This window comes from Leptospira mayottensis 200901116 (genome assembly GCF_000306675.2).
GTDB lineage: Bacteria > Spirochaetota > Leptospiria > Leptospirales > Leptospiraceae > Leptospira > Leptospira mayottensis.
On record NZ_CP024871.1, the window covers coordinates 3494202 to 3517500 of the forward strand.

Here is a 23299-nt window from a genome sequence, read left to right on the forward strand (position 1 = left end):
AGTTCAAAATAAAAACCGAATCGATTTAATTTCTTTTTTTTCGAAATAAGGATCAAGTAGTTTTGCCAGTTTCGGCCAATTGTGATGCGGAACCGTAGGATAAAGATGATGCTCCAGGTGATAGAGATGTTCCATAGCGATAAAGGAAGCTACTCTTCCACGAAATAATCGAGTTTGTTTCAAAAGATCTTCTTGAAAAGGATCGTGAGGAATATACGAAGTAAAAAAGGGTATTACCCAACTACCGGCGATCATCAAACTTACGTAAACGGAAAATATCGGAAATACATTATAAAGAAGTAAAGCGCTTAGAATAATCAAAAAACATAATAAACCTTCCATCAAAACAAACACTCTTTCTCGTCCGTTCGCTTTGAGCGCCCATAACCAAATTCTGCTCTGAAATGTAATCCCACAAAACAAAACGCTTAAAAACGGCAATTTAGAGGCGTTCCCTTCAATGTCTTTATCTGTTGGAAAAGTTCGATGGTGATGTAAATGCGCCCTTTGATAGGCATGGCCGCTACGTAACGCTAAGAGTTCTATTAAGGTCAAAAAAAAATGATTCCAAAATTTCGGAAGTTTTAACGTACGATGAACTAAATCGTGAGAAACAGAAGCGTACGTAACGAAACTCAAATACATAAGGATACAAACAGAGAAAAACCAAAGATCTTGTATTGCACAATAGAAATAAACACCACAACAGACAAAAGGGGTCAAAAGAGACAGAACGATTCTATAAAATTTTACATGTAGTAAAGTCGGACTTAATTCGTTCAGTTTCGGTAAGTCCGTAGGACGACGCATCATTTTTATATTGGCTCAATTTTACGAAGTACTTCAATCAAAAAAATTTGTACTTAACGTGAATTCGATATGTAAGGAAGTTTAGGCAATAAAACTAAGAACCTGTTCCAAAACTCGAAGAGAAAAGTATGGAAATTCCCAAAGATTATGTTGCTTTACATTATTTTTGCGATCTTAAACCGTTTTTTCGCGAAAAATCTCCGTAAAGAATTACACATTAGACGGTTTGGTTTTGGCTTTTATGGACCGCAATTCAAAGCGCTCAGTATGGAGATCGCGAAGGAAACATGTGAAATACCTTAGAATCGTTCTCCTTCAGAAGTTCCGCAACATCCAAAATCTCTAGAATTTTACTTCTCTTCTCCGGTTCTTCTTGAAGCCAGGAATTCACAAAAGATTCGAGTCTTTTATAGTCTTTAATAAAAGAAAGAGAACGAATGTATTCGATCTTGTCTTCTTCTTGGGCAATTTTCAACTGAACGATAGCTTGATACGTTATGGCTGCCGCTCTATAATTTCCTATATTGTAATAAGCGCGAGCTAAGAATCGCTTTTCTTGAAAAGGGAGTTCTCCGTATTGAGTGTAAATTTCAATCGCCTTTCTATAATTCTGATGAATTTCCATTACAAGTCTCGCATAGATCAGCATATACTCTCGAGATACGAATCCTTCCTTAACGAAATCAACACACTGAGAATAAGCATCCGCCTTATTGCCCAAAAGAAAATTGGATTTCAGAAGAAGAAGTTTTGCGGCCCTAAAATTCGGTTTGAGTTCGATCGCTCTTTCCGCTTCGGCCTTCGCTCGAAGAAAGTTTCCGGTTTCAAAATAAGCCAACGCCAAATTGATTCTATAAAACGGATTATAATTGGAAAGCTCCGCCGCTTTCTGAAAATATTCCAAGGACTTTGCCCATTTGGATTTTTGAACAAAGATCATTCCCAACAGATAATAAGACGGATCGTGACTCGGATGAATCTGAACCGCTTTCAAAAGAAAATCTTCCGCCTGAGGATATTTTCCCTGCGCGTAAAGATAAGAACCCTTCAAATAGTGGTATTCCACCGAACTTGCATCCAATTTTCTGATTTTATCTATGTTGACGGAAGCTTTAGCGAGGTTGTTGGCACGAATGAGATTTACAGTTTCAGTGTTCAAAGCGGTGATTTGAACTCTACGACGGGCCGTGTCGAGATTTCCCGGAGAATTATCCAAATTAAAAATGGGAGAACTATGATTCTCATGTTCGTCATCCGGAAAAATTTCTCCTGCAAGAAAAATCAATAACAGACATGAAAACAAAAGACGATTCATACGATTGTCTTTATCCGAAAAGAATCAAACTTGATTCAATTCTTTTCGCCCGAAGAAGATTTACTGTCGCTTCCAAGTTTTCCGGAATCGCTTTTAGAGTCATTTAATTTAGAGGAATTCGAAGAATTGTCACTGCTCTTCCTGTCTTCTCCCTTCTTAACGACTTTTTTAAACTTCTGCTCTTCTTTTTTTACGACTTCCTCCTCTTCTTGGATCTGCTTTTTTTCTCTTTTACTTTTCGAGATCTGAGTTTTGTTTTTTACGGAGCCCTTATTCAGACCCTGGAGCTCTTTATCGGAAATTTCCTTTTGTTTGTTTTGATTTTCTTCTTTTTTATATTTGATTTCTTCTAATTCTTTTTCGTTCTGAAGTTCGCTGAACTCGCCCTTTACAAAATATTCAATACCATCTTCTTTCTTATTGAGGAGTTGTAATTCTTTCTCGTTTACTTTAAGAATTCTATATTCAAGGTCAAATGCAAGATCGGCAAGATTGAAATTAATATCGTCCTCTTTCATTTTATAAGTAAGATGGAAATTATTGTATTTGGCAAGACCATCAGGAAGAATAAGTAGATGACTTCCTTTATCAGGACTTACACATTCTCCTTTTTCAGAACATTCTTTGACTTTTATCCAATTTCCTAAAATCAACTCTTCCTTTTTTTTACAAACGACAAATAAAAATAGAATCAAAGTAGAAACGAGAAAGATTTTTTTCATAGATTCAAACATAGAGATCCGGCTCTCACTGTCCAATGAAAATCACACCCTCTTAAGAAACAAATCAAGAGGTCCAACACGGAATGGAAATAATTTTCAAAGATTCAAGCGAGGGTTTATCGAATGTCCAAATATTCTTTCAAGCTTAGAATTTCGAACGTATTGAGAAGGTCGGGATGAATTGCGCTGATTGTACAGGAAATTCCCTCAGAACGAGCATTCTTTAAAAACCAAACGAGAGAACTGATTGAAATGGAATTCATCATAGGAATATTTCCCAAGTTGAGAACGATACTTTTCGGTTTTTTATCGATCGCGTCCATAAGCATTCTTCTGAACGTATAATAATCATTAAAAAGGGTCGTAAGATCAGGTGTGATTTCGATCGTTTCAGGTGTTTCTGACATAAGAATTCATTTCAAAGTTTCTCCATTATGCCCCGCAAACTTCGGACAAAAAACTTTCTCTTTGAAAAAATCTCTCTTGGAAATCGCAAATTCAACCGATTTTTTGGAGGGAGAAAAAATAATGTTCGAGAAAACCCATTTCATGAAAACCCAGGACCTCCTGGAAAGAGGAATGAATAATTCTATTCTCAAAAGAAAAGTAATTTCGGACAATATCGCAAACGCCGATGTTCCTCATTTCAAAAGATCCGAAGTGATCTTCGAATCGATGATGAAAAGAGCAATCGAGTCCGAGAAAATCGAAACTTTAAAAGAAGTACCGACTCAAATTTCGGATGAGCGCCATATTCAATTTTTCAAACCGTTGGATTATCGAGAGGTCCAGCCGAAAGCAAACATAGATTACTTAACGACCATGAGAGCGGATGGGAATAACGTGGATGTCGAAAAAGAAGTCGTGGAAGCTTCCAATTCTCAAATGCAATACATGATAATGACCGAAAGACTCAATCAGAACTACAGAGACCTAAAACAGGTTATGAGAATGGCTTAAAAATTTGGTTTGAATCTTTTTGTATCTATTTTAATGAGGCATAATTTTACATTTTAGGAAGCAGCCATGGGACTTTTTTCATCGATTAATATTTCTGCAACCGGCTTATCCGCCCAAAGACTCCGAATGGATGTTATCTCCAATAACATCGCAAACTCGACCACAACTCGAAATACAAACGGGGATGGTCCATTTAGAAGAGATCGAGTTGTGATGACTCCGATCAATTTGAGGACCAGATGGAGAAGTCCAGTTTACCCGTTTGGAGTCGCTCCCGGAGAAGGCAAGGGCGTGAAGGTGATGAAAATAGAAAAGGACATGACCCCTCTTCGATTGGTTTATGATCCGACGCATCCGGACGCGATTCAAATCGGCCCTAAAAAAGGATATGTGGAAATGCCTAACGTAAACATCGTAACGGAAATGACGGACATGATTTCGGCATCCAGATCCTATGAAGCAAATGTTCAAATGATCAACGGATCCAAAGCGATGTTCAATAAAGCTTTGGAAATAGGTAGAGCTTAATCATGGAAATCAATTCTAATTCTTCTCTTTGGTATACATATAACTCCGGTTATACGGGAAATAAACCTCATCCTCTCAATCCCAAGGGTGATAACGTAAAAGTATCGACTACAGAGGAAAGACATTACAAAGACGTAAAACAACCGGTTTCTCCCGATTACGTCGCGGAAAGTTTCTCGGAGGCGATGAAGAACGCCCTAACTTCCGTAAACGATCTTCAAGTGGAAGCAGACGAGCTAACTCAAAAGATGGTTTTCGATCCGAATTCCGTAGACGCTCACGAAGTGATGATCGCTTCTGAAAAGGCAAGAGTGGCTCTGACGTTCACAAAGACGATCGCCGACGGAGTGGTCCGCGCTTATAGAGAACTCACCTCCCTAAGATAAGGTTTTGTCCCTAACCGGGACAACCTCACAAATTGCTTTTCCAAATCGATTCAAGGATTTATAAAGAGTTGGAAGAGTGTATTTTGCCCGATCTGCGTTGCATGAACTTTGGAATATATAACGTAGAAAATTCACCTTTTAGAGCCGTCCCAAAACCTTAAAAGATAATTGGAATTGTTTGAGATAAACCTTAATCGCAATTTGTACATCCGCATATCAAATGATTGAATTATAAATTCAATATCCCTATAAAACGTTCGCAAACAAAAACCCGTCGACCTAAAGAAAGGCACGACGGCTGTTTTTTAAAACTACGGTTTGATCTTCTTAATCAGTTTCAGATCCGCTTTGTTGAAAACGGTAATCTGAATACTACCGGAACTTTCTTCCTTGCCGGTAACGTAGATCTTTTCTCCGTAAAAGGTGACGTTTGAATTCGGACTGATCTCTTCCGAAGACTTGGCCTGTTTTTTCAGATCCTTGCCGAAACGCGAAAGATAATATTTTTCCTCAACTTCTTCAAAGGCGTAGATTTCATCACCTTTTACGATCATAGGAGATCTCCAGAAAATATTGTCCACGGCCGAAAGAGTCGGTTTCAAAGTTTCCTGATCGATCAAAATCAACTTATGATTGGAAGAATGACCGTCTTCAAAGCCTATAACCAAAGCCTTTCCATCCACGATCTCAAAAGTCCTACCGCAGATTTTGTTGAAGTCTCCTCTAAAAATCGTGTCGTCCTTGGTAGGATCTAAAACTTGGAGCTCGTTATTATAGTGTCCTTTATCCAAGTATTTCAGAGTTTTTAAGAAAAGAATTTTTCCTCCGACCACGTTTTTATCGAATTCTTCTTTTTTCTTTTCTTCCTCCTTTTTGATTTCCAATTCCTTCTTAGTTTCTGCGAGCTCTTTCTTTAACTCCGCCTCCGATTTTTTGTTATCGGAAGAAGGTCGGTTATCACTTCCGGATTTACTACCACCGGAATTGCTCTTAGAATCAGATTTAGAGGAACTTGAGGAGCTGGAAGAAGTAGAAGAATTCGTTTTATTATTTTTTCTCTCTTCGTCTTTTTTAACGACCTCTTTTTCCTTTTCTTTTAACTTTTGCTCTTCTTTCTGAACGGATTCCTTTTCTTTTTGAATCTGTTCTTTTTCTTTTTTCTTTTCTGCAATCTGAGTTTTATTTTTTACCGGATCTTTATTGAGCTCTTGGAGTTCCTTATCGGTTTTTATTTCCTTATCGGAAATTTCCTTTTGTTTGTTCTGGTTCTCTTCTTTTCTGCGCTTTACTTCCTCTAATTCTTTCTTGTTTTTTTCGTTCTGAAGATCACCAAACTTATCCTTTTCGGACTGCCCTTCCTTCTTCTTATCCAACTCCTTATTGACCTCGTCTTCCAATTCGTCTGTATGAACGTCCTTACCAAGAACGTCTTCGACAAGAGGAATCAAAATCTGAGTTTTTCCGGGCCATTCGGAATAACGTCTGGAAATTCCAATGGAATTCGGGTTTACAAACTTAATTACGGAATTGGAATATTTTCTTCCGATATAACTCTTATCTTTCCTATGAATGGCGTTGTAGTATAAAATATAAGTGGCGAGAATCTCAGAATTTTTATCGTCATAACCGAAGTTAGATTTTACAAATCCGGCTAGGATTCTTTGAATCGAATTGACATGTCCGTAATCAGAATCTTCTGAAATCGCAAAAACGTCCGCTCCGAATTTCTTTCCCTCGGGAGCGATTCTGGTCACGCTAATTCCACCTTGTGTATGAGTTTTATCGGGTTCCTTTTTCAGAATGTCCGCAAGACCTAAACCTACTTTCTCGTTGGTTCCTCGCACCTCCTCGCCTGCTCTCGCAGAGGATCGATTGATAAACCGAACTCTCTGAGAAGATCGAATTTCTTTTTCTCCGAGCTTGGAATTATCCTGAGAAAATAACGATAAAGAAAAACCAAAACATACAAATATGAACCAGATTCTGAACATTCTAAAATTCTCCTTTTATTTCCCGAAGTGAAAGACTCGTTTGATCGGAGAATATGTTATTCTCAAGCATTCTATTGAGACAAGGATTTTTCCCGATCTGGAGTTTTCTTTGTCGGAAGAAAGTTGATCCCCAACCTCCCTTCTGCAACCCTATCCCTTATGTATCTGTTCCAAGAAAGAATCTATAATTTCGGCGCGGGTCCGGCAATGCTTCCCAACGAAGTGATGGAAATCGCAGCGGCCGAATTCTTAAATTATAAAGGCTCCGGAATGTCCGTTATGGAAGTCAGTCACAGAGAGCCTCTTTTTGAAGATGTGATCAAAAAAGCGGAAATCCTTTTGCGCGAGCTTCTTGATCTTGGAGACGATTACTCCGTCGCATTCTTTTCTGGAGGGGCCACTTTACATTTCTCCGCTTTACCTCTCAATCTTCTGAAAGAAGGAGAAAGTTTCGACATAGCTCACACCGGAATCTGGACAAAAAAAGCTTGGGAAGAAGGCCTTAAATTCAACGGAGTTAACGTTATCCACGACGCAACGGAAAATCATTTCACAGACACTCCGGTATTGACCGACGCAAACCTTTCCGGAAAAGGAAAATACCTTCATATTACTTCTAACAACACAATCTACGGATCTCAATATCCCGAACTCCCTAAAATTAAACAGGTTCCTCTCGTTGCCGATATGACGAGCGAACTCTTATCCCGTAAAATCAACGTGAAAGATTTCGGAGTCATTTTTGCCGGTGCTCAAAAAAATATCGGACCTTCCGGACTCAGTCTTGCAATTATCCGAAACGATCTACTCGGAATTTCAGGAAGAAAAATTCCGGTTCTTTTAGATTATTCCGTGATGGTAAAGAACCAATCTCTCTACAACACTCCTTCCACGTATTCTATTTATATCGCCAAACTCGTTTTTGAGTGGCTCTTAAAGTTAGGCGGAATCGAAGCTATCGAAAAGGTTAACGAGCAAAAAGCAAATTTGATCTACGACTTTATAGACTCTTCGTCCTTATATATGTGCCCGGTTCAAAAAAGATCCCGTTCCAAGATGAACGTCGTATTTCTACTCAAAGACAAGAATTTGGATTCTAAGTTTTTGGATGAAGCGGAAAAGAACGGCTTGCACGGTTTAGGCGGACATAGATTGGTAGGAGGATTTAGAGCTTCGATCTATAATTCCATGCCTCTGGCAGGTGTTCAAAAACTCGTCTCTTTTATGAAGGAATTCGAATTCAAAACTTGATGAAATTTTCACCTTTTAGAAATAACTTTCTGACCTTGATATTAATCGGAATTTATTCCGGAAGTCTTATTGCTTCCGGACTGAATTTCAATACACAATCCCCGATTCAAGATTGTTTTACAAACGAGATCACTTCTTCCGAACTTTCGAACTTATATAAATCCTCGCTTCCTTTGGAAGAAAAAAAAAGGATCGCAGAAAAGATCTCATACAAAGAAGGAAAATCTAGATTTCAATCAATCTCCTGTATTCAAACTAAAAATTTATCAGAGGAGGACCATGCAAAACTTCTTCTGGATTGGAATCGTCATCTATTCACATACGAAGAACTGAATTCTTACTATGAAAATTACCTTCTTTCGGATGAAAAGACAAGGTCCTTAAACTCAATCGAATGGGAACTTCTCATGACATACCTTAAACAAAAAAAAGAGCTTTTGACCCGGCTCAACCATGCGACCGGTTTCGCGCTCAAAGGAGAAAAAATCTCCGAAGAAAATTTTTCAATGATCTATCTTTCGTTATTCCTCCTCCAAGTAGAGTTTTGGGATGCGATGCCTAAAACTTACAAAGATTCTGTTCTTTAAACCCGCTTGTTGTTTTCGCAAAGAGCCTACATTTGGTTCTAGTTAGCCAACCTTAGACTTTAGGATCGTTCAACGGGATGATTTAAGTATTAAAAGAATTATTTGCTTGAAACCTGAATCAAATCAGAACATAACCAATATAGGTCATGAAAAAAATCGGAATCGCCTCGGATCATGGAGGCTTTGAACTCAAGGAATTTCTCCGCGATTCTCTTTCCAGAGAATTGGAAATCGTAGACTACGGAACCAAAAACGAAACCTCAGTGGATTATCCGATCGTTATTTCGGAAGCCTGTAAAAAAGTTCTTTCCAAAGAAGTAGAAGGTTTAATCGCTCTTTGTGGAACCGGAATCGGAGCTTCCATTGCCGCAAATCGTATGAAAGGAATCCGTGCCGCACTTTGTCACGATCAGTTCACCGCGGAAATGTCCAAACGCCATAATAACGCAAATGTTCTTGTTTTGGGAGGAAGAATCATCGGTAAGGAACTCGCTCTCAATATCGTCCGTACCTGGGTCAATACCGCTTTCGAAGGTGGTCGTCACGAAAGAAGAGTCAGCCAACTCGAATCTTTAAATTCTTAACAAAAAAACCGAATGGGATTGATTCCAAGTTCTAAAGTCAGCTTTTCTTCTGCTGTTTTACTTCTCCTCCTTTCATCTTTTTCGCTTTTTCCCGAAACCAAAATTCTTCCGCTAGAAGACTTACAAAAAAACGGACTCGAACTTTCGGGAAAAAACGGAAACAGTAAAACTCTAAAATTACAAACTAAGAATCGTAGCATCGGTTCCGATCTTTATTTGAATTTTGAATCCGGAGATCCTTCCAATCTGAAGGATCTATCAGGAAATTATAAAATTCTTATGTCTTCCTATTTGCCAGATTCGGAAAATGTATTTCATTCGAAAAGAAGCGCGCGTTTTTCCGGAAAACGCACCGGAATCAAAATCGCACATTCCAACTCAGGTCTTTTAACCTCCAAAGATCTAACAAAGGAATTTTACATCGGCTTCAACTTTCTTCCAGGAACGGTTGAAAAAGACGCAACTTTAATTTCCAAACTTTACGAAACATCCGGAAATAGTTATGGTTGGAATTTAAAGATCGTAGACGATAAACTCAAAGCGGGATTTTATTCCTTCTTTGAAACGGAAGAAAAACGTTTTCTTTCCCTGCATCTAACTTCTAATACAACTCTGAAAAAGAATCAATGGAATCGAGTTCTTCTCCATTTCAATCCCGTAGACGGAGAAATTGTATTATATCTGAACGGTAAAGAGTCAGCGAGAGGTTCAATCCCAAATAATCAAAATTTGATTCGGATCGGATTTCATCCCGACGATACAACTTCCTTTCGAATCGCCAGTTCGTATTATGGTTGGATGGAAAACTTCGCGGTCTTTCAAGGAAAACCGAATTCAGAAGATTCTTTCTTTTCTGTCCAAGATTTTGATCCTGAAACGCATACTTCCGAATCCAAGTTCGGAACCGGAATCTCTCCCGTTTATAAGAGCGCGTATTCGAGTTCCTTTCTGGAAGAGATTCAGTTGAAAGCAATAATTCCGACTTCTTCTGCAATGGAACTGTATTTCAGAGTATCTCCAACTCCGTTTACTCCTAACTCGGAATCTCCTGCATGGATTAGTCTAGACTTAAGAAAATTAGAAAATTATAAAATACTCTCTCTCGAACCTGACCTCTACAGGATTCCTTTAAAAAATTCCCTTAAAAAGTTTTTAGGGATTTCAGAAGACAAAGAAGACTTGCTTCCATTCCGATATTATCAATGGAGAATTAAACTTAAAGCTGATCCGAACGGAAATCAAACCCCCGAATTAAAAAACATATCCTTAACATTTCGAGAGACTAATCCTCCCGTACGTCCTCTCGGTTTAAAAGTTGCGGAAAATGGAGTAGACGATTTCGGACCGAGCGTATGCCTAAATTGGAAGTCTAATCCGGAAAGAGACGTAATCAATGGTGGTGGTTATTTCATTCATTACGGAATTCATCCGGATCGAATGGTAGGAATTATTCGTGGAACCTTCTCGCCGAACGAAGTACCGAATAAAAAAAACCGCCCAAAACACCCAGCTTCCGACTATCTTGATCCCATCACGGGCCTTCCTTCGGGAAAGAATTCGGGCAATATTCAAGAATATTATAATAAACTTTCAACCTGTGTGGACAATAGAACTATTTCCTTGAACTCGGAAATCCTTTTGGAAAAAAATCAATTGTTTTTAAAGAAAGGAACGACCTACTTTTTTAGGATAAGTGCTTACAACAAGTTCTATCATTTCCAAACTGGAAAAGATCAGATTTCCGCCCTAAGCGATCCCGTCGAAGTTTATTTCTTGAGCGAGTAAAACCTTAATCATTTTCTGATCAGGCAAGTTTTTATCCACGGTGATAAAACCATCTAAATCCTTTTCGATTGCGATTGCAATTTCGTTCCAAATCAATTCCAAATCTCCGAATTCTTTGGAAAGTTTTTGTGCCAAAGAAAGATTTTCGGATCTAAAATCCAAAATGTCCAAACAAAGCCGTTTCGTTTGATTCCAGAAGATTTCTCTTTTGATAGGGTCTTTTTCTTTTTCTAATAAAGGAAGAATGGAAATTGTACCTGTATAAAAAAGATGTTGTTCCTTGATCAATTTTCCGATCGAATTTGTGATGATCTTTTTTAAACCGGAAGAATCCCAAACAAGATTTTCCAATAAGGACTTGGAAAGATAATATTTCATTCTTCTTTTAGATTTGCAAGAATACGGAGAGCTTCCAATCTTTCGTAAGAATCAGATCGATACACTTCGTTTCTCAAAGATAATCTCAACATCTCACCTGCTGAAAGTTTCCTTTTTTCGGCTTCTTTTTTGAGAAGTTCCAGTTCTTCCTCCGCCATCAGAAGCTGAAATCGTTTATCCACTTTCGCCATTAGTTTTCTTCTCTCATCTCTCTATCGTTTTTAAGATACATTCTAAAATAGATATCAGCGTCCTTCAATTGACCCAAACCTTGATGGATACACGCAATATTATAGTTCGCTTCGTTCAATCTAAAGTCGTATTTAAAAGATTTCTTAAAAATCTGAATCGCCCGATCCTCTCTTCCGGCGTACCACTCCGACATTGCCCACAGAAAATGCCATTTACCTAGATCGGGATCTCTTGGAGTCGCTTTGGAAAGATATCCCAAAACTTCCTCGAACGTTTTTGCCGCGAGAAAATAATTCCCTTTAATTTTCTTAAGCTTTTCCATCCTAGAAAAAATATCCTCTGCATATCCAGGAATTTCCAAATCCTTACGATAAAATAAGGCTCGCGCATACCAGAGTTTAACGGTCAAATCTGCGGGATTTTTTTCCACGAACTTTTGGAGATAGGGAATCGATTCCGTCTCTTCCTGAGCTTCGTTCATCTTGAGAATTTTTTCTTTAACCGCACGGTTCCATTCTTTCCGATTTTCTTCGTCCGCAAAAATCGAAGAACAAAAAAATGCTAAGAATAAAAACCAGATTGATAAACGAATAAGAACCATAATGAAATCGAAAGGAATTTACAGGTATGTGAAAAGATTCTTTCCGTTTTTCGGATAAACGTCCACTATAAAATCGTAGGAGTTTCCGGTTTGATCCATCAAAGAACGTATCTGTTCTTCCAAATCCTTTTTCGTGTATAAGCCGAACGAACCGACTCCGATTCCGAAACACATATCTTCGGGACCAATGATTCCGAAAACCTGAGACATCACTTTCTTACGAAGCGATTCAAGTTTTTTGAAATCCTTTCCATGAAATTCTATTCGAAAAAATTTCATAAATCCTCTTTCACCGTCGGTTGCAATTCTCATCAAATGAATTCGGGAAGAAACAACGTCTCGTTTGTCTCGAAATAACTCCCCCAGAATTTTTCGATCATATTCCTCGAACGCAGGAATAACAGGTTCCAAAGAATGAAAGATCAAATTTTCAATTTCCTGAGCGTTCTCTTCCATAAGCGGATCTTTGAAAAATAGAAAAAATCGAAACGGAATTCCGAAATTGGACAAGGGAATTGTAAGAATGGAAATGCAAGATTCCAAATCAATCGGATCGAATTTCTTTCTGAAAAAACGATCCATCTTTTTTTCTTCAGTGATTTCGATGTAAGAATATGTTCCTAATTCTTTTCCGATGTATTGATCGTCGTAGAGAAAAATCATATTTTCGGACGTGCGTTCTTTCAGTCCGTAGGTCACGAAAGGACTATAACTTCCGTTTCTTCTATCGTAATAGTGGATCGAAAATCCGAAAAGTTTAAGGCTCGAAAATACCGAAGTATAGTATTTTAGAATAAATGAATATTCAGATTCCAGTCCATAACTTAGCTCGTCCAAAACTTCCAAAATTTTTCTTCGGTCCCGAATCTGAAGAGTATTCAACCACTTCATATAGCCCGGACCCAACTCCATATCGCGGGAACGGATTGACTTCGGCTTCGACTGCGATTCAGCGATTTCTTCTACCGGAGAAATGGATTTTTCACGGGTAGGCTCGCTCACTTTGGAAATCAAATCTTCCAATTCCGGAGTAAAAATTTCGGAACGTTTTTTTTCAATTTCGGGCGGAACATCCGTATGTGTTTTGAATTTTTCTGGATCTCTTAAAAAGGCAGGAGAAATATAACCTTCTTTTTTTAACTCAAAAGGAAGAACAAAAATGGAAGGACCATCCTCCCGTTTGACCTCCTTCAGACTGATCGAAGGATTATTTAAGTCTAAGTCCACCTCTTCCGAGGTTAAAGTTTGTATCTCTTCTACCTTGTCCTTTTCTGTTAACTCCAAAGCTTTTTGCTTAGCAGTTTGAAGTCCATCGATTCCCTTTGAGATCTGCCCTACAATTTCCTGGATTTCTTTTCCTTCTTTACTCGTAAAAAGATTTCGTTTTATTCTTAGAATTCTGATCATGAGATCGATCAAAAATAGTATGGCGAGAAACCCCGAAAGGAATAAAAAGAAAAGTCCTTCACTTCCCGGTTTTAAGATGAGAATCCCCTTTAAAAAGCCGTAAGAATTTTCGGGCATCGCGTAATAATATCCAATAAACGGAACGGAACCGATTTGAATCCGATGAACGGCGCTTTGGGATCGGTTCATCTCATCGATCAAAAGGGAAGAAATCCGACCCTTACTTAAGCCGTCATATTGTTTTCCAGGTTCCACATAACCCCCGAATTTCAAGTCGGGAATCAACATGGACTCAGCTCCGGAAAAAGAAACACGAAACAAATCCTCTCTGAACTCGGCGAGAATCAATTTTTTCTCCTTAAGATTCGGAAGACAAAGTACCAAAGAGGGTTTCAAAAACAATAAACGACTTGTTCCCGCTTTTAAGACTTCCGCCAGAAGTTTTCCTTCTGCATCTCTGCGGGAAACGAGATTAGACTCCGCGACAAACTTCAAACCGGAAACAATCGGAAATTCCAACTGTAGATTTTCTAAATCCGAGGAAGAATTTATTTTACCAAGCCCCGCTTCAAGGCGACGAAGCTCTTCATTTAAATTCAAAAAAACGGATTTCATTTTAATTTTATAATATACTCCATCCGGAAAATACGGCACGAGCATATAGTAAAAAAAGGAAAGGACCGATACGGTTAAAATTGCAATTCTTAGCTTGAGTCCGGTCATGAAAAGTCCCTTTTCAAAAGCAGTACAATCCTCAAGAAAACGTCCCTCAGCTTAAGAACTTTTTCCTTATGAACAAATTCCTTTTCCACTATGATTGATTGAACCAAAGTGGAGGATATGATTCCCAATCCGCAAGTCCCGAGTAAAAAAGACAGGAATACAAGAATCTGAAACAACTGTTTTATTCTGGATCCCTTGTCATACGAAAGAAAAATCGCATGATCGCCCATTTTATTTTTTTCCCAAAGAGGACGATCTTTCCATTCAATTGCAGGTTTATTGAACTCTGTCAATATCTCCTCCAGATTATCCGGATAGTTAAGCGACCTAAGATCATTCGAGCCGATCAAAGAATTGTCCCCGATATTTTCGGATTTAAAAATCCAATAGACTTGTTTATCTCTGACGTTAAACGGAAGCGATATATGTTTTCCTAAAATAAAACCTTTCATCCAGAGAAACCATTCTCCGTTTTTGCTTCGATAGATCGGAATTCCAGAACTGTCGAAATTGATTTCAGAAGGTAAGATTTTCAAGTCCCCTAAACGAAGATCCCCGTTAAAAATTTCTTTCGTCTCTTCACTGGAATATACGAGACGATACGATGAATCATATACTTTAATCGATTGCAGTCCTAAATTCTTTAGCAAACTTTCGCCGAGTTCCTTCGCTTCTCGCGGAAGGGAAAAAACTCGAATTGTATATTCTATTTTGGAACCCACCTCAAAAAGAGGAACTTTCTGGGCTTGCGACCAAACTTTTAAAAAGCCATCCCGTTTTAAAAATCCTTCGTTTCCTGCCGGATTCAAAGGAAACTTCATAGAAGATTCTTTCCACTCTTCCTTGAAAAAAGGGATGGAAACTGGAATCAGCCCTAATAGAATCAGAGTTAAAGCTAAAACGATTTTTCTGTGAAAATTGGACGTCACTGCTCTTAGTATCGGACCTTTTGGTCTAACCTGAAAGAAGAAAACCGGACAGAATATTATGATCTTTTATATGTTTATCGATGGGATCGGATTCGGACCCGATGATCCGAAAACAAATCCATTTTCCAGATATGCGAATTCGTTCTTTCTACCGCTTGCGGGGAAACCGATTCCGGAGAACGCCCCCCGATCACTTAAAAATACGATTTTCCTAAAAACAGACGCAAGCATGGGAATCAAAGGCCTTCCTCAAAGCGCTACCGGTCAGACTTCTCTTTGGACGGGAATCAACGCTTGTAAGGTACTCCAAAGACATCTAAGTGGATTTCCCACATTTACCCTCAAAAAAATCATTAGCAAATATTCCATCATTCGAGTTTTGGAAGAACGCGGTTTTAAAGCAGATCTTTTGAATTGTTACACTCCCGCATTCAGTGAACACGTGAAAAAAAATCCCCGTCACCTTTCGGCTTCCACTTTAATTCAAATGGCAAGTGATAAGCCCCTCAAGGGAATGGAAGATCTTCGTCAAGGCAAAGGCCTCTACATGGACATTACTCATGAATATCTGAAAGAATTTTCCAGAGGTTATTTGGAGGAGTCCGACGAATTGTTTCAAATTCGAGATCCGTATAAAACTGGGAAGTCCATTATCCGTAATTGCAAAGAGGATAGTTATACTCTTTGCATTTATGAGTTTTTTCTAACGGACAAAGTAGGTCATAAAATGCACTGGGAAGCGGCCCAAAAATACATAGGGGAATTGGAAGCCTTTCTGACCGGAGTATTAGAAGAATTGAATCCGGAAGAAGACCAATTGATCGTAACTTCCGACCATGGAAATATAGAGGATTTAAGCGTGGACGTTCACACACTCAACCAAGTTCCAACGATTCTTTACGGAAAATACACTTCACAGATGGAAAAAAAGATTCGGTCGATTGTGGATATTCCTTCCGCAATCTACGACGTTTTAGGAATCGATATTGAACTCAAGGATGAGGAATTTATAAAAACGGAATGATCCAATGTGAGTTAGGCGTAAGAAAATCAGGGCGAATCCGGCTGCCAGCAGCCGGACCGGGCTCTCAAGCTCTGGTCAATAAATTGCATGCAAGAAACTTTATACGATATATCGTCTTTAGTTTCAATTTATTGACCCCGCATCGATCCCTTTCGCGTTATGTCGAATTCACGTTTGTTTAAAAACTTAGAATATAGGATTTTCCACAAAAAAATAAACAATTTCAGGCTGACTCGATTTTTGAGAACTTCTGCATCTTTGGTAAAATTGCCCATTCATTTTGAGACTATTTTTATACGCTCAAGTAGCATATTTCGGAAAACTATTAGCAAACGAATCTCAGTCCAATCTTTCGGTTTCCAAATCCTCTTTGCTTTTCTCTTTGTCGGATTCCTTATAATGAAGATTATCTTCCACTTGATCCAAGGATTCTTTTTTCCAAGCGCTTGCCTTTCTACCAACGGGAGAATCCGGATATTTATCCGAAGCTTCTTGAAATAAAGCCGCCGCCTTTTCATATTTCCCACTTTTGAAATAGATCGTACCTTTGCGGAAAAGAGCCGTTTGGTCTAAAGAACCGTCTTGATTTCCTAAAACTCGATTTAGGTATTGAAGAGCGGAATCGGATTTACCGATCGCTTCGTAACTTTCTGCAATATAAAACAAAGCTTGTTCTTCTGCTTTCGAACTGACGCCCATATCAAGAGCTTTCTTAAAAGTATCGATTGCCCCATAATATTGTTTACGAACATAAAGTTGTCTTGCCTTTTCTAAGATTCCGCTTCGAAATTCCGAAGTGACTTTTTCTTTTTCCGGATCAAAATAGAACCCGGCTTGGGCATAGTCATCGTATACATCATATGCGGACCAATCCTTTCCCATTCTGCGGAGGGATTTTCCCCAGCGAACGCGCGCCTTTACATTTTCAGGATCCTCTTGCAATGCAAGAACATAGTTTTTGCGAGAAAGATCGTAATTGCCCTTCTTCATATAATAGTCCGCAATTGCGGATAACGCGTTAGAACGAAATTTTGAATCGGCGGAAATTCTGAGAACTTCCTCAAGGTGTCCCTTACCTTCCTCATCTCGATTGAGCTGTAAAAGAAGATTTCCCATCGAATAAGCGACTTTAGAACGTTCGTCTCTGGAAAGGCCTTCTTTCTGATTTAATTCACGATAGATTCCAAGAGCTAAAAGACTGTCTTGGTTTCTTTCCAGGGCCCTTCCCATATCGTATTTTACTCGAAATGAATATTCCTCGGAAATCTCTTTCGCGGAAAGTTCGGAGAAGATGTCCACTGCTTTTTCAGCCGCACTAGGATTAGTTTGTTTTAAGTATTCCTCTCCTTCTTTAATTCTTTCAAGAACCGACATCCGTTTGGAATCCTCGTCTTGAACTGTAGTCTGATAAACTCCAATTAAAAGACCGGAACAAATAAATAAAAATCCAGTAATTAAGATGATAGAGCGATTCATGGATTTCCTCCGGAGATCCGAGACAGACAACGCTTCGACCAAAATTCTGAGCGTTCTGTGTTATAAAATTTACTATCTTTATTGATGAAATACTTAAGGGCTTCTTGATAATTCCCTTTTTTATAGTAGGAGAGTCCAGTGAAAAATTTAGCTTTCCCTTTTAAGTACACAGAATTTCCCTCTCTAGCGTACGATTTCAAGTAGTGAATCGCGTCCGAATATTCCTTTTTCCAGTAGGTTTTCTTCAAGATCCTATCGAGTTCGTCATCGGTTCCGGAAAATTCTTCCTCCTCCTGTTTATCCTTAGCATTCTCTTCCTGTTGCTTATCTATCGAACCCTCATCCTGTTGTTTATCTACCGAATCTTCTTCCTGATTATCCTTTACTTTCGATTGTTCATCTTCTTCTGGATTTTGGACACTATTCGAATTGATCGCAACAAAGGATTCATTTTCGACAAGATTGAATCCTTCTTTATCTTGATGTTTTACCGTAACTCCGAAATAGATTTTCGAATCTAAAGATTTCATCCGAACCTGTGCTACCGTATCCGGGTGATTTATCTCGCCCAATTTACGGACACTTCCCCCGAGAAAAGTAGCGGTTCCGCCGCTCAAGGGTTTGAGAGCTTGATATATAGTATAAACTGTATTCGCATCCGCTTTTTCAGGAGCCTTCCATTCGAGTTTTACGTCAAGGCCTTCAACGGTTGCTTTAATATCTTTTACATGCATTTCATCTTCCGAATATTCAGAAGATGAAATATTCTCGGAACCGTCTTTATTCGGATTTCCGATATAAAAGAATCGAGTAAAGGATTGTCCGTTTATCAAAGGTAAAATTTCTTTTGCACCGGATCGGACACTGACACCGTAATAGATCGTTCGAGATTTGTTCAGATCCTGGTCCAAAAACGTGGATTCGGGATGACTCAATTCGGTCAGTTTTTCCGCCTTTCTCATTAAAGATAAGGAAGACATGGGTTCCGAAGAACGATAAACAGTATAAACGGTCGCGTTCGGAATCGCCTTTTCATACGGAGTCCAATTCAATCGAAGATATTTGCCTTCTCTTTTAACCGTCAGATCGATCACTCTTGCATCATCTGGAAGTTCAGGAATTTTATTGTCTGCGTTTGAAACTCCCGGCGCAAGTGCGTGTTCGATGATGACCGGAATCGTTGTGAAGTTTTTTCCAGGAATTAATTTGATCATATTCTTTTTAACACGATGTGCTAAAACGACCGCGTAGTAATAAGTTCCCGGTTTGAGATTGTAATCGAAAATTTGGGTCACTCCACCGGCGATTCCACTCGGATACTTACCCAACGAATCAGCAACCATACATTTCTCGGGAGTATCAATCATAGATGAAGCGCGAGCAACGATGATTTCACCGGTTTCTCTCGGGGCATCCCAGAAAATTCGAATCGAATTCTCGTCCTTTTTTAAAATTTCCGCATGGATGGAATTTGCCACGCTATAATTCTCCACCTGATTCTGATTAAACGTGTTCTCCTGAGCCTTTGGAAAGGAAACCAACGTTATAAACGAGAATAAGAGCAATATACGAGTACGAATTTCCATAAAAGAATTGTCTTTGGTACTTATATCGACAGTCTAAACTGAGTAATTTAACACTGATTCGAAGAGAAATCAGTTTTAAATGTGTAATAATACAAGATTCATTATTTCGGATTTGACATTTCTGAAACGATCAATTAGACATAATCCAAATAAAAATTATGAGCGATCTAGACTATTACGAAAACCCTGAGTATCAGAATTTTCTGATTTCTAGCAAACGCCGCGAACTCACCCCTCCAGAAGTCGTATTCAAACATTTTAATCTTAAAGAAGCAGTAAATTTGGTCGATTTTGGAATGGGACTCGGCTATTTTACTTTAGAGTTAAAAAAACAACTTCCGAAAAATGCTTGGATCTGGGGTGCAGAATACCAACAAGATCTAATCGACGAAGTCCTTCATTGGAAAAACCGAGACGAAATTTCCAACTTCACTCCCTTTTTTATCGAAAAGTCGGACCATCCCTTGTTGCCGGAATGGATCCCAGCACCTGATGCCGTTTTTGCATCTTTAGTCTTGTCTACATTTCCAGATCCAGGACTTGCCATGGATGGACTTATACGCTCGACAAAAAAAGGGGGAAAGTTGATTGTTCTGGATTGGATGAAAAATGAATATACAATCGGTCCGAAAATTAACGATAAGATTTCCTTAGATAAAATGAAATTCCTGGCCGAACTGTATCATTTGGATATTGTAAAAAACGTAAGAATTTCCGAATATGTTTACGGTTTGGAGGTTGTGGCAGGAAAAGACTTTGAATATAGTTTTTATGACCTCAGAGAGGAAGAGGACATAACGGACGAATTCATTCGGTCTTGATAATTCAAAGTCGCTTAACAATTTAGAAAAGAAACCGGGACGATCCCGGCTCTATGTTTGAATTATTTTAATTGAAAAAGCGCGTTGGAACCGCTTCCCAAATACGTATCCGGATATTTGCCGTTCCATTTTTTAATCCGCTCCATCTCGACCATCATCGGAGTAATCTGTTGGGATTTCAGCCTTAACGTTTCCGCTTCCGCCCTTGCGTTTACGATCTGTTGTTCCGCCTCAATCTTAACTCGTTCCAATTCGTTTTTGGCCCGAAGCGCATCCTGTTCCGCCTTTTGTTTTAGTTCGATCGATTCGGAAAACGTTTTTGAAAATTCGAAATCTTTCATAGACACTTCGTCCACGAGAATATAAAACTTACCGAGTTTCGTGTGCAGGGATTCGTGGATCTTCAAGGAAACACTTTCCCTTTTTGTGACAAGGTCCGAAGCCGTAAACTGTGCGGTCACGTGTTTCATCGTTTCAAGAATTGCAGGAACAATAATCGTATCTTCGTAATCCATTCCGATTTCCTGATAGAGTTTATTGACCTGGTTCGGAGAAAGATGATACGTCAGCGTAATCATAGTATGAATCTCCTGCAAATCGCTGGAAGGAGCCGTCGAATTGGCTTCCACTTTTTGAATCCTTACGTCTATGCTCTTAACGGATTGAACAACCGGCGTAATGAAGTTGACTCCTTCGCCGAGAATCCGATCCGAAACGGAACCCAAATTCGTAACAACCCCTCTGTGTCCCGTTCCGATACAAACGAGCGGATTGAAGATAAAAACCAAAATCAATCCTAGAAACTTGATCCAATGTTTTTTAATAAACGCAAAAACCTGCTCCATAATTTCCCCTTTGGAGGACACGAATAGACAGTGTTAAAAGATATCGATAACTTTTTAATACGACTGAGAAAATTCGATAACATACATTACTTAAAACGAATATCTTGATTCCAAAATCTGGGCGTATAAAAAACCTCCTCTTCCTTCCAGTTTTAATCCTCCGCGAAACGAGCGATTGCCTGAAACTTCAGAAACGTTTTCCGATTCGAGATTCCCGATACTCGAAATGTTTTTCTGTAATCCAGAATGACCACCCCACACGCGGCGCATGAAATCGTTCTCCACAACCATCGGAAAAGAAGTTTCGTAAAAAAGTTTCTGACTCGGAAAAAGTGGCTGTGAAATTTCAAATGTTTCTCTTTGTCTTTTATAATATCGAGCAACGCGCTTTTGACGAAACCGTTCGAATTTTATCGGCGATCTTTTTATAAAAGCAGATTCCTACGACTTCCGCCACAAGGAGAACCATGAGTTTGAGTCTGACCGAGCAGTCTTCTTCCGAAATAAAACAATCTTTCAGTCCAGTTGGATTTTATCAATTTCCCCTTTAATGGGCGAATACATTTTCCCAAATACGAGCGTGCCTGCCTTCTTTGACGAAAAGCTTTAAGGCTTCCCTGTAGATCCCGAAATTGAATCTAGAATCGTAGAAGTGAAAAATCAGGACGAAAATTCTCCCATGGCAATCCTCAAACCGAACGAAAAGATCGTAGCTAAGATGTTGGCCACTAGACAAGGATTAAAAATACACAGTGTCTTGTTGAATTTTTTTGGGGTTATTTTACTTTAGAATTTTTGAATAAATCTGAAGCGCTCGTGAAGATATTTCTTCCCGAAGACAAGATCAATTGAAAAGAATAAAAAATCATGAATCCATTTACGGAAAATCTTTTAAACCATTTGAAGTTACTTCAACAAAACGAAAAATACCTAAGAAGTCTGCCTTAAAAGCCTTAAAAGAAATCAGTTAACAATGATTCAGTAAGTTCGTAATAAAATATAGAAGTTCCCACAAATTACGTCCCTTTGGTAGTTTGCGAGCTTTCGGGCATATTTTATAACTGTTAAGTTTTCGTCGAAGCTCCTATATTCAGAGGTTTTTGAGACGGGTTCTAAAAATAAAATCTATTATAAAACGACTTCTAAATCTATATTCTACGATAAAAACTCAACCGATGGCCAAAGAAATATCCGCTAGTTTTCAAAAAAAATCGAAGAGCGGTCACGGAGAAAAAACTAATCCACGCTACTTCTTTCTAACAAATTTTTTACAGTCTAATTTTTAAGAATTTAAAGCCCGATCGGATTTCGAAGTCTTTATCAAAATGAACTCGGTTTTTGAAAACGTAAAAATTTATATTTTTATACTAAAGAAATAGAATATTCTATTTTCCGAATGCTCTAATCGAAGCGTTTTATCTGAAAATTTTACCTAAAAAATTTCCTTCCTTGTTGAAACTTGTTTCGTATTCTAAAAGTTCCACATTTAGGAACTGACCGATTTTCAAATTTTTTAATTCCAGATCAGAAAGTTTTACTTTTAGATAGTTGTCAGTTACGGCAATTCCACCTTGTTCTAAAATTGCTTCCCTCACTTGTCCGATAACCGATAAGGAATAATTTTTATGAAGTTCTCTGGATAAAAGATTCAACGAATGAACCCTTTCCTTTTTAATTTCTTTACTAACCGAATCCGAAAATGTTTCGGCTAACGTATTTCTTCTTACGGAAAAAGGAAATGTGTGGATCTTAGCAAAACCTATATCTTGAATCATTTTTACCGAGTCTAAAAACATTTCCTCGGTCTCACCGGGAAAACCCACGATTACGTCCGTTCCTAAAAACAAATTCGGAATTTTCTCTTTGGCAATTTCCACTCGTTTTCGAAAAGTTTCCGGCGTATAAGTGCGTTTCATCTTTTTTAGAACTTCGGCGTTTCCACTTTGTAGTGGAACATGAAGAAACGGAGTAAAACGGGGATGAGTCATCAACTCCGCAAGTTCACTTCCAACATCCGGAGGTTCGATGGAAGAAATTCGAATTCTTGAATATTCTAAAATATTTAAAATATCTGCCAGGATTTTGTTGAAGGCTTTCTTATTTTCACCGTCTCGATACCAGCCGAGATTCACACCAGTCAGAACGATCTCACCAACCCCATGATCCTGTAAAAAATGAACCTGATCCAATACGTCTTGGTATTTTCTGCTGACTCCAAGACCGCGCGCCTGTGGAATTTTACAATACGAACACTTACGATTACATCCATCTTGAATTTTCAAATAAGCGCGTGTATGGCCGTTCGGTAAAACGTCCGAATAAGAAAAACGATCGTAAGAAAATTGAATCAGCTGATCTGAATCGATCAAACCTTTCTTTTCCAAGATCATGACGGGAA

24 protein-coding genes and 2 pseudogenes (1 of these 26 running past the window's edge) are annotated in these 23299 nt (G+C 38.6%); 10 read left to right on the top strand and 16 right to left on the bottom strand.

Annotated elements, in window-relative coordinates:
- Window positions 1-3: 3 nt before the first annotated feature.
- From LEP1GSC190_RS16005 to LEP1GSC190_RS20470, 5 genes are all read right to left on the bottom strand, one after another.
- Window positions 4-813, bottom strand: a complete 810-nt coding sequence (locus LEP1GSC190_RS16005; protein WP_002747323.1) for a fatty acid desaturase family protein — start codon at window positions 811-813, stop codon at window positions 4-6.
- Between the two features lie 259 nt (window positions 814-1072).
- Window positions 1073-2125, bottom strand: a complete 1053-nt coding sequence (locus tag LEP1GSC190_RS16010; RefSeq protein ID WP_002747427.1) for a tetratricopeptide repeat protein — start codon at window positions 2123-2125, stop codon at window positions 1073-1075.
- Window positions 2126-2160: 35 nt separating this feature from the next.
- A complete protein-coding gene (locus LEP1GSC190_RS16015; RefSeq protein ID WP_002747278.1) occupies window positions 2161-2859 on the bottom strand; it encodes an LIC10301 family lipoprotein in 699 nt (232 codons plus the stop codon).
- Window positions 2860-2963: 104 nt separating this feature from the next.
- Complete coding sequence (locus tag LEP1GSC190_RS16020; protein WP_002727566.1) at window positions 2964-3254, bottom strand: STAS domain-containing protein; 291 nt, start codon at window positions 3252-3254, stop codon at window positions 2964-2966.
- 6 nt (window positions 3255-3260) lie between these two features.
- Window positions 3261-3398: a hypothetical protein gene (locus LEP1GSC190_RS20470; RefSeq protein ID WP_237578323.1), complete on the bottom strand. Its 138-nt coding sequence runs from the start codon at window positions 3396-3398 to the stop codon at window positions 3261-3263.
- Between LEP1GSC190_RS20470 and flgB the strand changes: the two genes are divergently transcribed.
- From flgB to fliE, 3 genes are all read left to right on the top strand, one after another.
- Window positions 3376-3807: a flagellar basal body rod protein FlgB gene (gene flgB / locus LEP1GSC190_RS16025; protein ID WP_036034828.1), complete on the top strand. Its 432-nt coding sequence runs from the start codon at window positions 3376-3378 to the stop codon at window positions 3805-3807. The two genes, LEP1GSC190_RS20470 and flgB, sit on opposite strands and share 23 nt — an antisense overlap.
- Window positions 3808-3873: 66 nt before the next feature.
- Window positions 3874-4335: a flagellar basal body rod protein FlgC gene (gene flgC / locus LEP1GSC190_RS16030; RefSeq protein ID WP_002627830.1), complete on the top strand. Its 462-nt coding sequence runs from the start codon at window positions 3874-3876 to the stop codon at window positions 4333-4335.
- Window positions 4336-4337: 2 nt separating this feature from the next.
- The gene (gene fliE, locus LEP1GSC190_RS16035; RefSeq protein WP_002747550.1) at window positions 4338-4721 is read left to right on the top strand and encodes a flagellar hook-basal body complex protein FliE; all 384 of its coding nucleotides are present in this window, start codon (window positions 4338-4340) and stop codon (window positions 4719-4721) included.
- A 311-nt stretch (window positions 4722-5032) separates the two neighbouring features.
- Here fliE and LEP1GSC190_RS16040 read toward each other — a convergent pair whose 3' ends face one another.
- Window positions 5033-6712, bottom strand: coding sequence for a P83/100 family protein (locus LEP1GSC190_RS16040; protein WP_002747489.1), 1680 nt, complete (start codon window positions 6710-6712; stop codon window positions 5033-5035).
- Window positions 6713-6835: 123 nt separating this feature from the next.
- On the opposite strand from LEP1GSC190_RS16040, the gene serC reads away from it, so the two are divergent.
- The 4 genes from serC (at window position 6836) to LEP1GSC190_RS16060 (ending at window position 10919) form a co-directional block, all read left to right on the top strand.
- A complete protein-coding gene (gene serC, locus LEP1GSC190_RS16045; protein WP_002747594.1) occupies window positions 6836-7963 on the top strand; it encodes a 3-phosphoserine/phosphohydroxythreonine transaminase in 1128 nt (375 codons plus the stop codon).
- Window positions 7963-8550, top strand: a complete 588-nt coding sequence (locus tag LEP1GSC190_RS16050; protein WP_002747236.1) for a hypothetical protein — start codon at window positions 7963-7965, stop codon at window positions 8548-8550. The genes serC and LEP1GSC190_RS16050 overlap by 1 nt, the downstream gene beginning before the upstream one ends.
- Window positions 8551-8696: 146 nt before the next feature.
- The gene (gene rpiB, locus LEP1GSC190_RS16055) at window positions 8697-9134 is read left to right on the top strand and encodes a ribose 5-phosphate isomerase B (protein ID WP_002747358.1); all 438 of its coding nucleotides are present in this window, start codon (window positions 8697-8699) and stop codon (window positions 9132-9134) included.
- A 12-nt stretch (window positions 9135-9146) separates the two neighbouring features.
- Window positions 9147-10919 carry a LamG-like jellyroll fold domain-containing protein gene (locus LEP1GSC190_RS16060; RefSeq protein WP_002747388.1) on the top strand — a complete coding sequence of 591 codons (1773 nt, stop codon included), beginning with the start codon at window positions 9147-9149 and terminating at the stop codon, window positions 10917-10919.
- Here the strand turns inward: LEP1GSC190_RS16060 and LEP1GSC190_RS16065 are convergent.
- From LEP1GSC190_RS16065 to LEP1GSC190_RS16085, 5 genes are read right to left on the bottom strand one after another with little or no spacing between them, the layout of a single operon-like run.
- Window positions 10881-11297, bottom strand: a complete 417-nt coding sequence (locus tag LEP1GSC190_RS16065) for a hypothetical protein (RefSeq protein WP_002747524.1) — start codon at window positions 11295-11297, stop codon at window positions 10881-10883. The genes LEP1GSC190_RS16060 and LEP1GSC190_RS16065 overlap by 39 nt on opposite strands.
- A complete protein-coding gene (locus LEP1GSC190_RS16070) occupies window positions 11294-11488 on the bottom strand; it encodes a hypothetical protein (protein WP_002627857.1) in 195 nt (64 codons plus the stop codon). The genes LEP1GSC190_RS16065 and LEP1GSC190_RS16070 overlap by 4 nt, the downstream gene beginning before the upstream one ends.
- Entirely contained in the window at window positions 11488-12090 is a 603-nt protein-coding gene (locus LEP1GSC190_RS16075; RefSeq protein ID WP_002747287.1) for a hypothetical protein, read from the bottom strand. Before LEP1GSC190_RS16075 ends, LEP1GSC190_RS16070 begins: the two co-directional genes overlap by 1 nt.
- A gap of 18 nt (window positions 12091-12108) precedes the next feature.
- Window positions 12109-14220: a hypothetical protein gene (locus LEP1GSC190_RS16080; RefSeq protein WP_002747430.1), complete on the bottom strand. Its 2112-nt coding sequence runs from the start codon at window positions 14218-14220 to the stop codon at window positions 12109-12111.
- The gene (locus tag LEP1GSC190_RS16085) at window positions 14217-15149 is read right to left on the bottom strand and encodes a hypothetical protein (protein WP_002747496.1); all 933 of its coding nucleotides are present in this window, start codon (window positions 15147-15149) and stop codon (window positions 14217-14219) included. Before LEP1GSC190_RS16085 ends, LEP1GSC190_RS16080 begins: the two co-directional genes overlap by 4 nt.
- A 58-nt stretch (window positions 15150-15207) precedes the next feature.
- On the opposite strand from LEP1GSC190_RS16085, the gene LEP1GSC190_RS16090 reads away from it, so the two are divergent.
- Window positions 15208-16173, top strand: coding sequence for an alkaline phosphatase family protein (locus LEP1GSC190_RS16090; protein WP_036034824.1), 966 nt, complete (start codon window positions 15208-15210; stop codon window positions 16171-16173).
- A gap of 339 nt (window positions 16174-16512) precedes the next feature.
- Here the strand turns inward: LEP1GSC190_RS16090 and LEP1GSC190_RS16095 are convergent, their stop codons facing one another.
- Together LEP1GSC190_RS16095 and LEP1GSC190_RS16100 are read right to left on the bottom strand one after the other, a co-directional pair.
- Window positions 16513-17649 carry a tetratricopeptide repeat protein gene (locus LEP1GSC190_RS16095; protein ID WP_002747574.1) on the bottom strand — a complete coding sequence of 379 codons (1137 nt, stop codon included), beginning with the start codon at window positions 17647-17649 and terminating at the stop codon, window positions 16513-16515.
- The gene (locus tag LEP1GSC190_RS16100) at window positions 17646-19235 is read right to left on the bottom strand and encodes a tol-pal system YbgF family protein (protein ID WP_173380551.1); all 1590 of its coding nucleotides are present in this window, start codon (window positions 19233-19235) and stop codon (window positions 17646-17648) included. The genes LEP1GSC190_RS16095 and LEP1GSC190_RS16100 overlap by 4 nt, the downstream gene beginning before the upstream one ends.
- A 158-nt stretch (window positions 19236-19393) precedes the next feature.
- On the opposite strand from LEP1GSC190_RS16100, the gene LEP1GSC190_RS16105 reads away from it, so the two are divergent.
- Window positions 19394-20056: a class I SAM-dependent methyltransferase gene (locus LEP1GSC190_RS16105; protein ID WP_002747369.1), complete on the top strand. Its 663-nt coding sequence runs from the start codon at window positions 19394-19396 to the stop codon at window positions 20054-20056.
- A gap of 62 nt (window positions 20057-20118) precedes the next feature.
- Here the strand turns inward: LEP1GSC190_RS16105 and LEP1GSC190_RS16110 are convergent, their stop codons facing one another.
- On the bottom strand, window positions 20119-20901 hold the full coding sequence (locus LEP1GSC190_RS16110) for a prohibitin family protein (protein WP_002747386.1): 783 nt from the start codon (window positions 20899-20901) through the stop codon (window positions 20119-20121).
- A 152-nt stretch (window positions 20902-21053) separates the two neighbouring features.
- Window positions 21054-21625 (bottom strand): annotated as a pseudogene (locus LEP1GSC190_RS19940) (ferritin family protein); the annotation flags it as partial.
- 6 nt (window positions 21626-21631) lie between these two features.
- Between LEP1GSC190_RS19940 and LEP1GSC190_RS21240 the strand changes: the two are divergent.
- Window positions 21632-21753 (top strand): annotated as a pseudogene (locus LEP1GSC190_RS21240) (ATP-binding protein); the annotation flags it as partial.
- A gap of 563 nt (window positions 21754-22316) precedes the next feature.
- Here the strand turns inward: LEP1GSC190_RS21240 and mtaB are convergent.
- Window positions 22317-23299, bottom strand: partial view of a tRNA (N(6)-L-threonylcarbamoyladenosine(37)-C(2))-methylthiotransferase MtaB gene (gene mtaB / locus LEP1GSC190_RS16125; RefSeq protein WP_036034819.1) — the 3' portion only. The gene runs 334 nt beyond the window's last position; only the last 983 of its 1317 coding nucleotides appear in the window; its start codon lies off the right edge, out of view; it ends in the stop codon at window positions 22317-22319.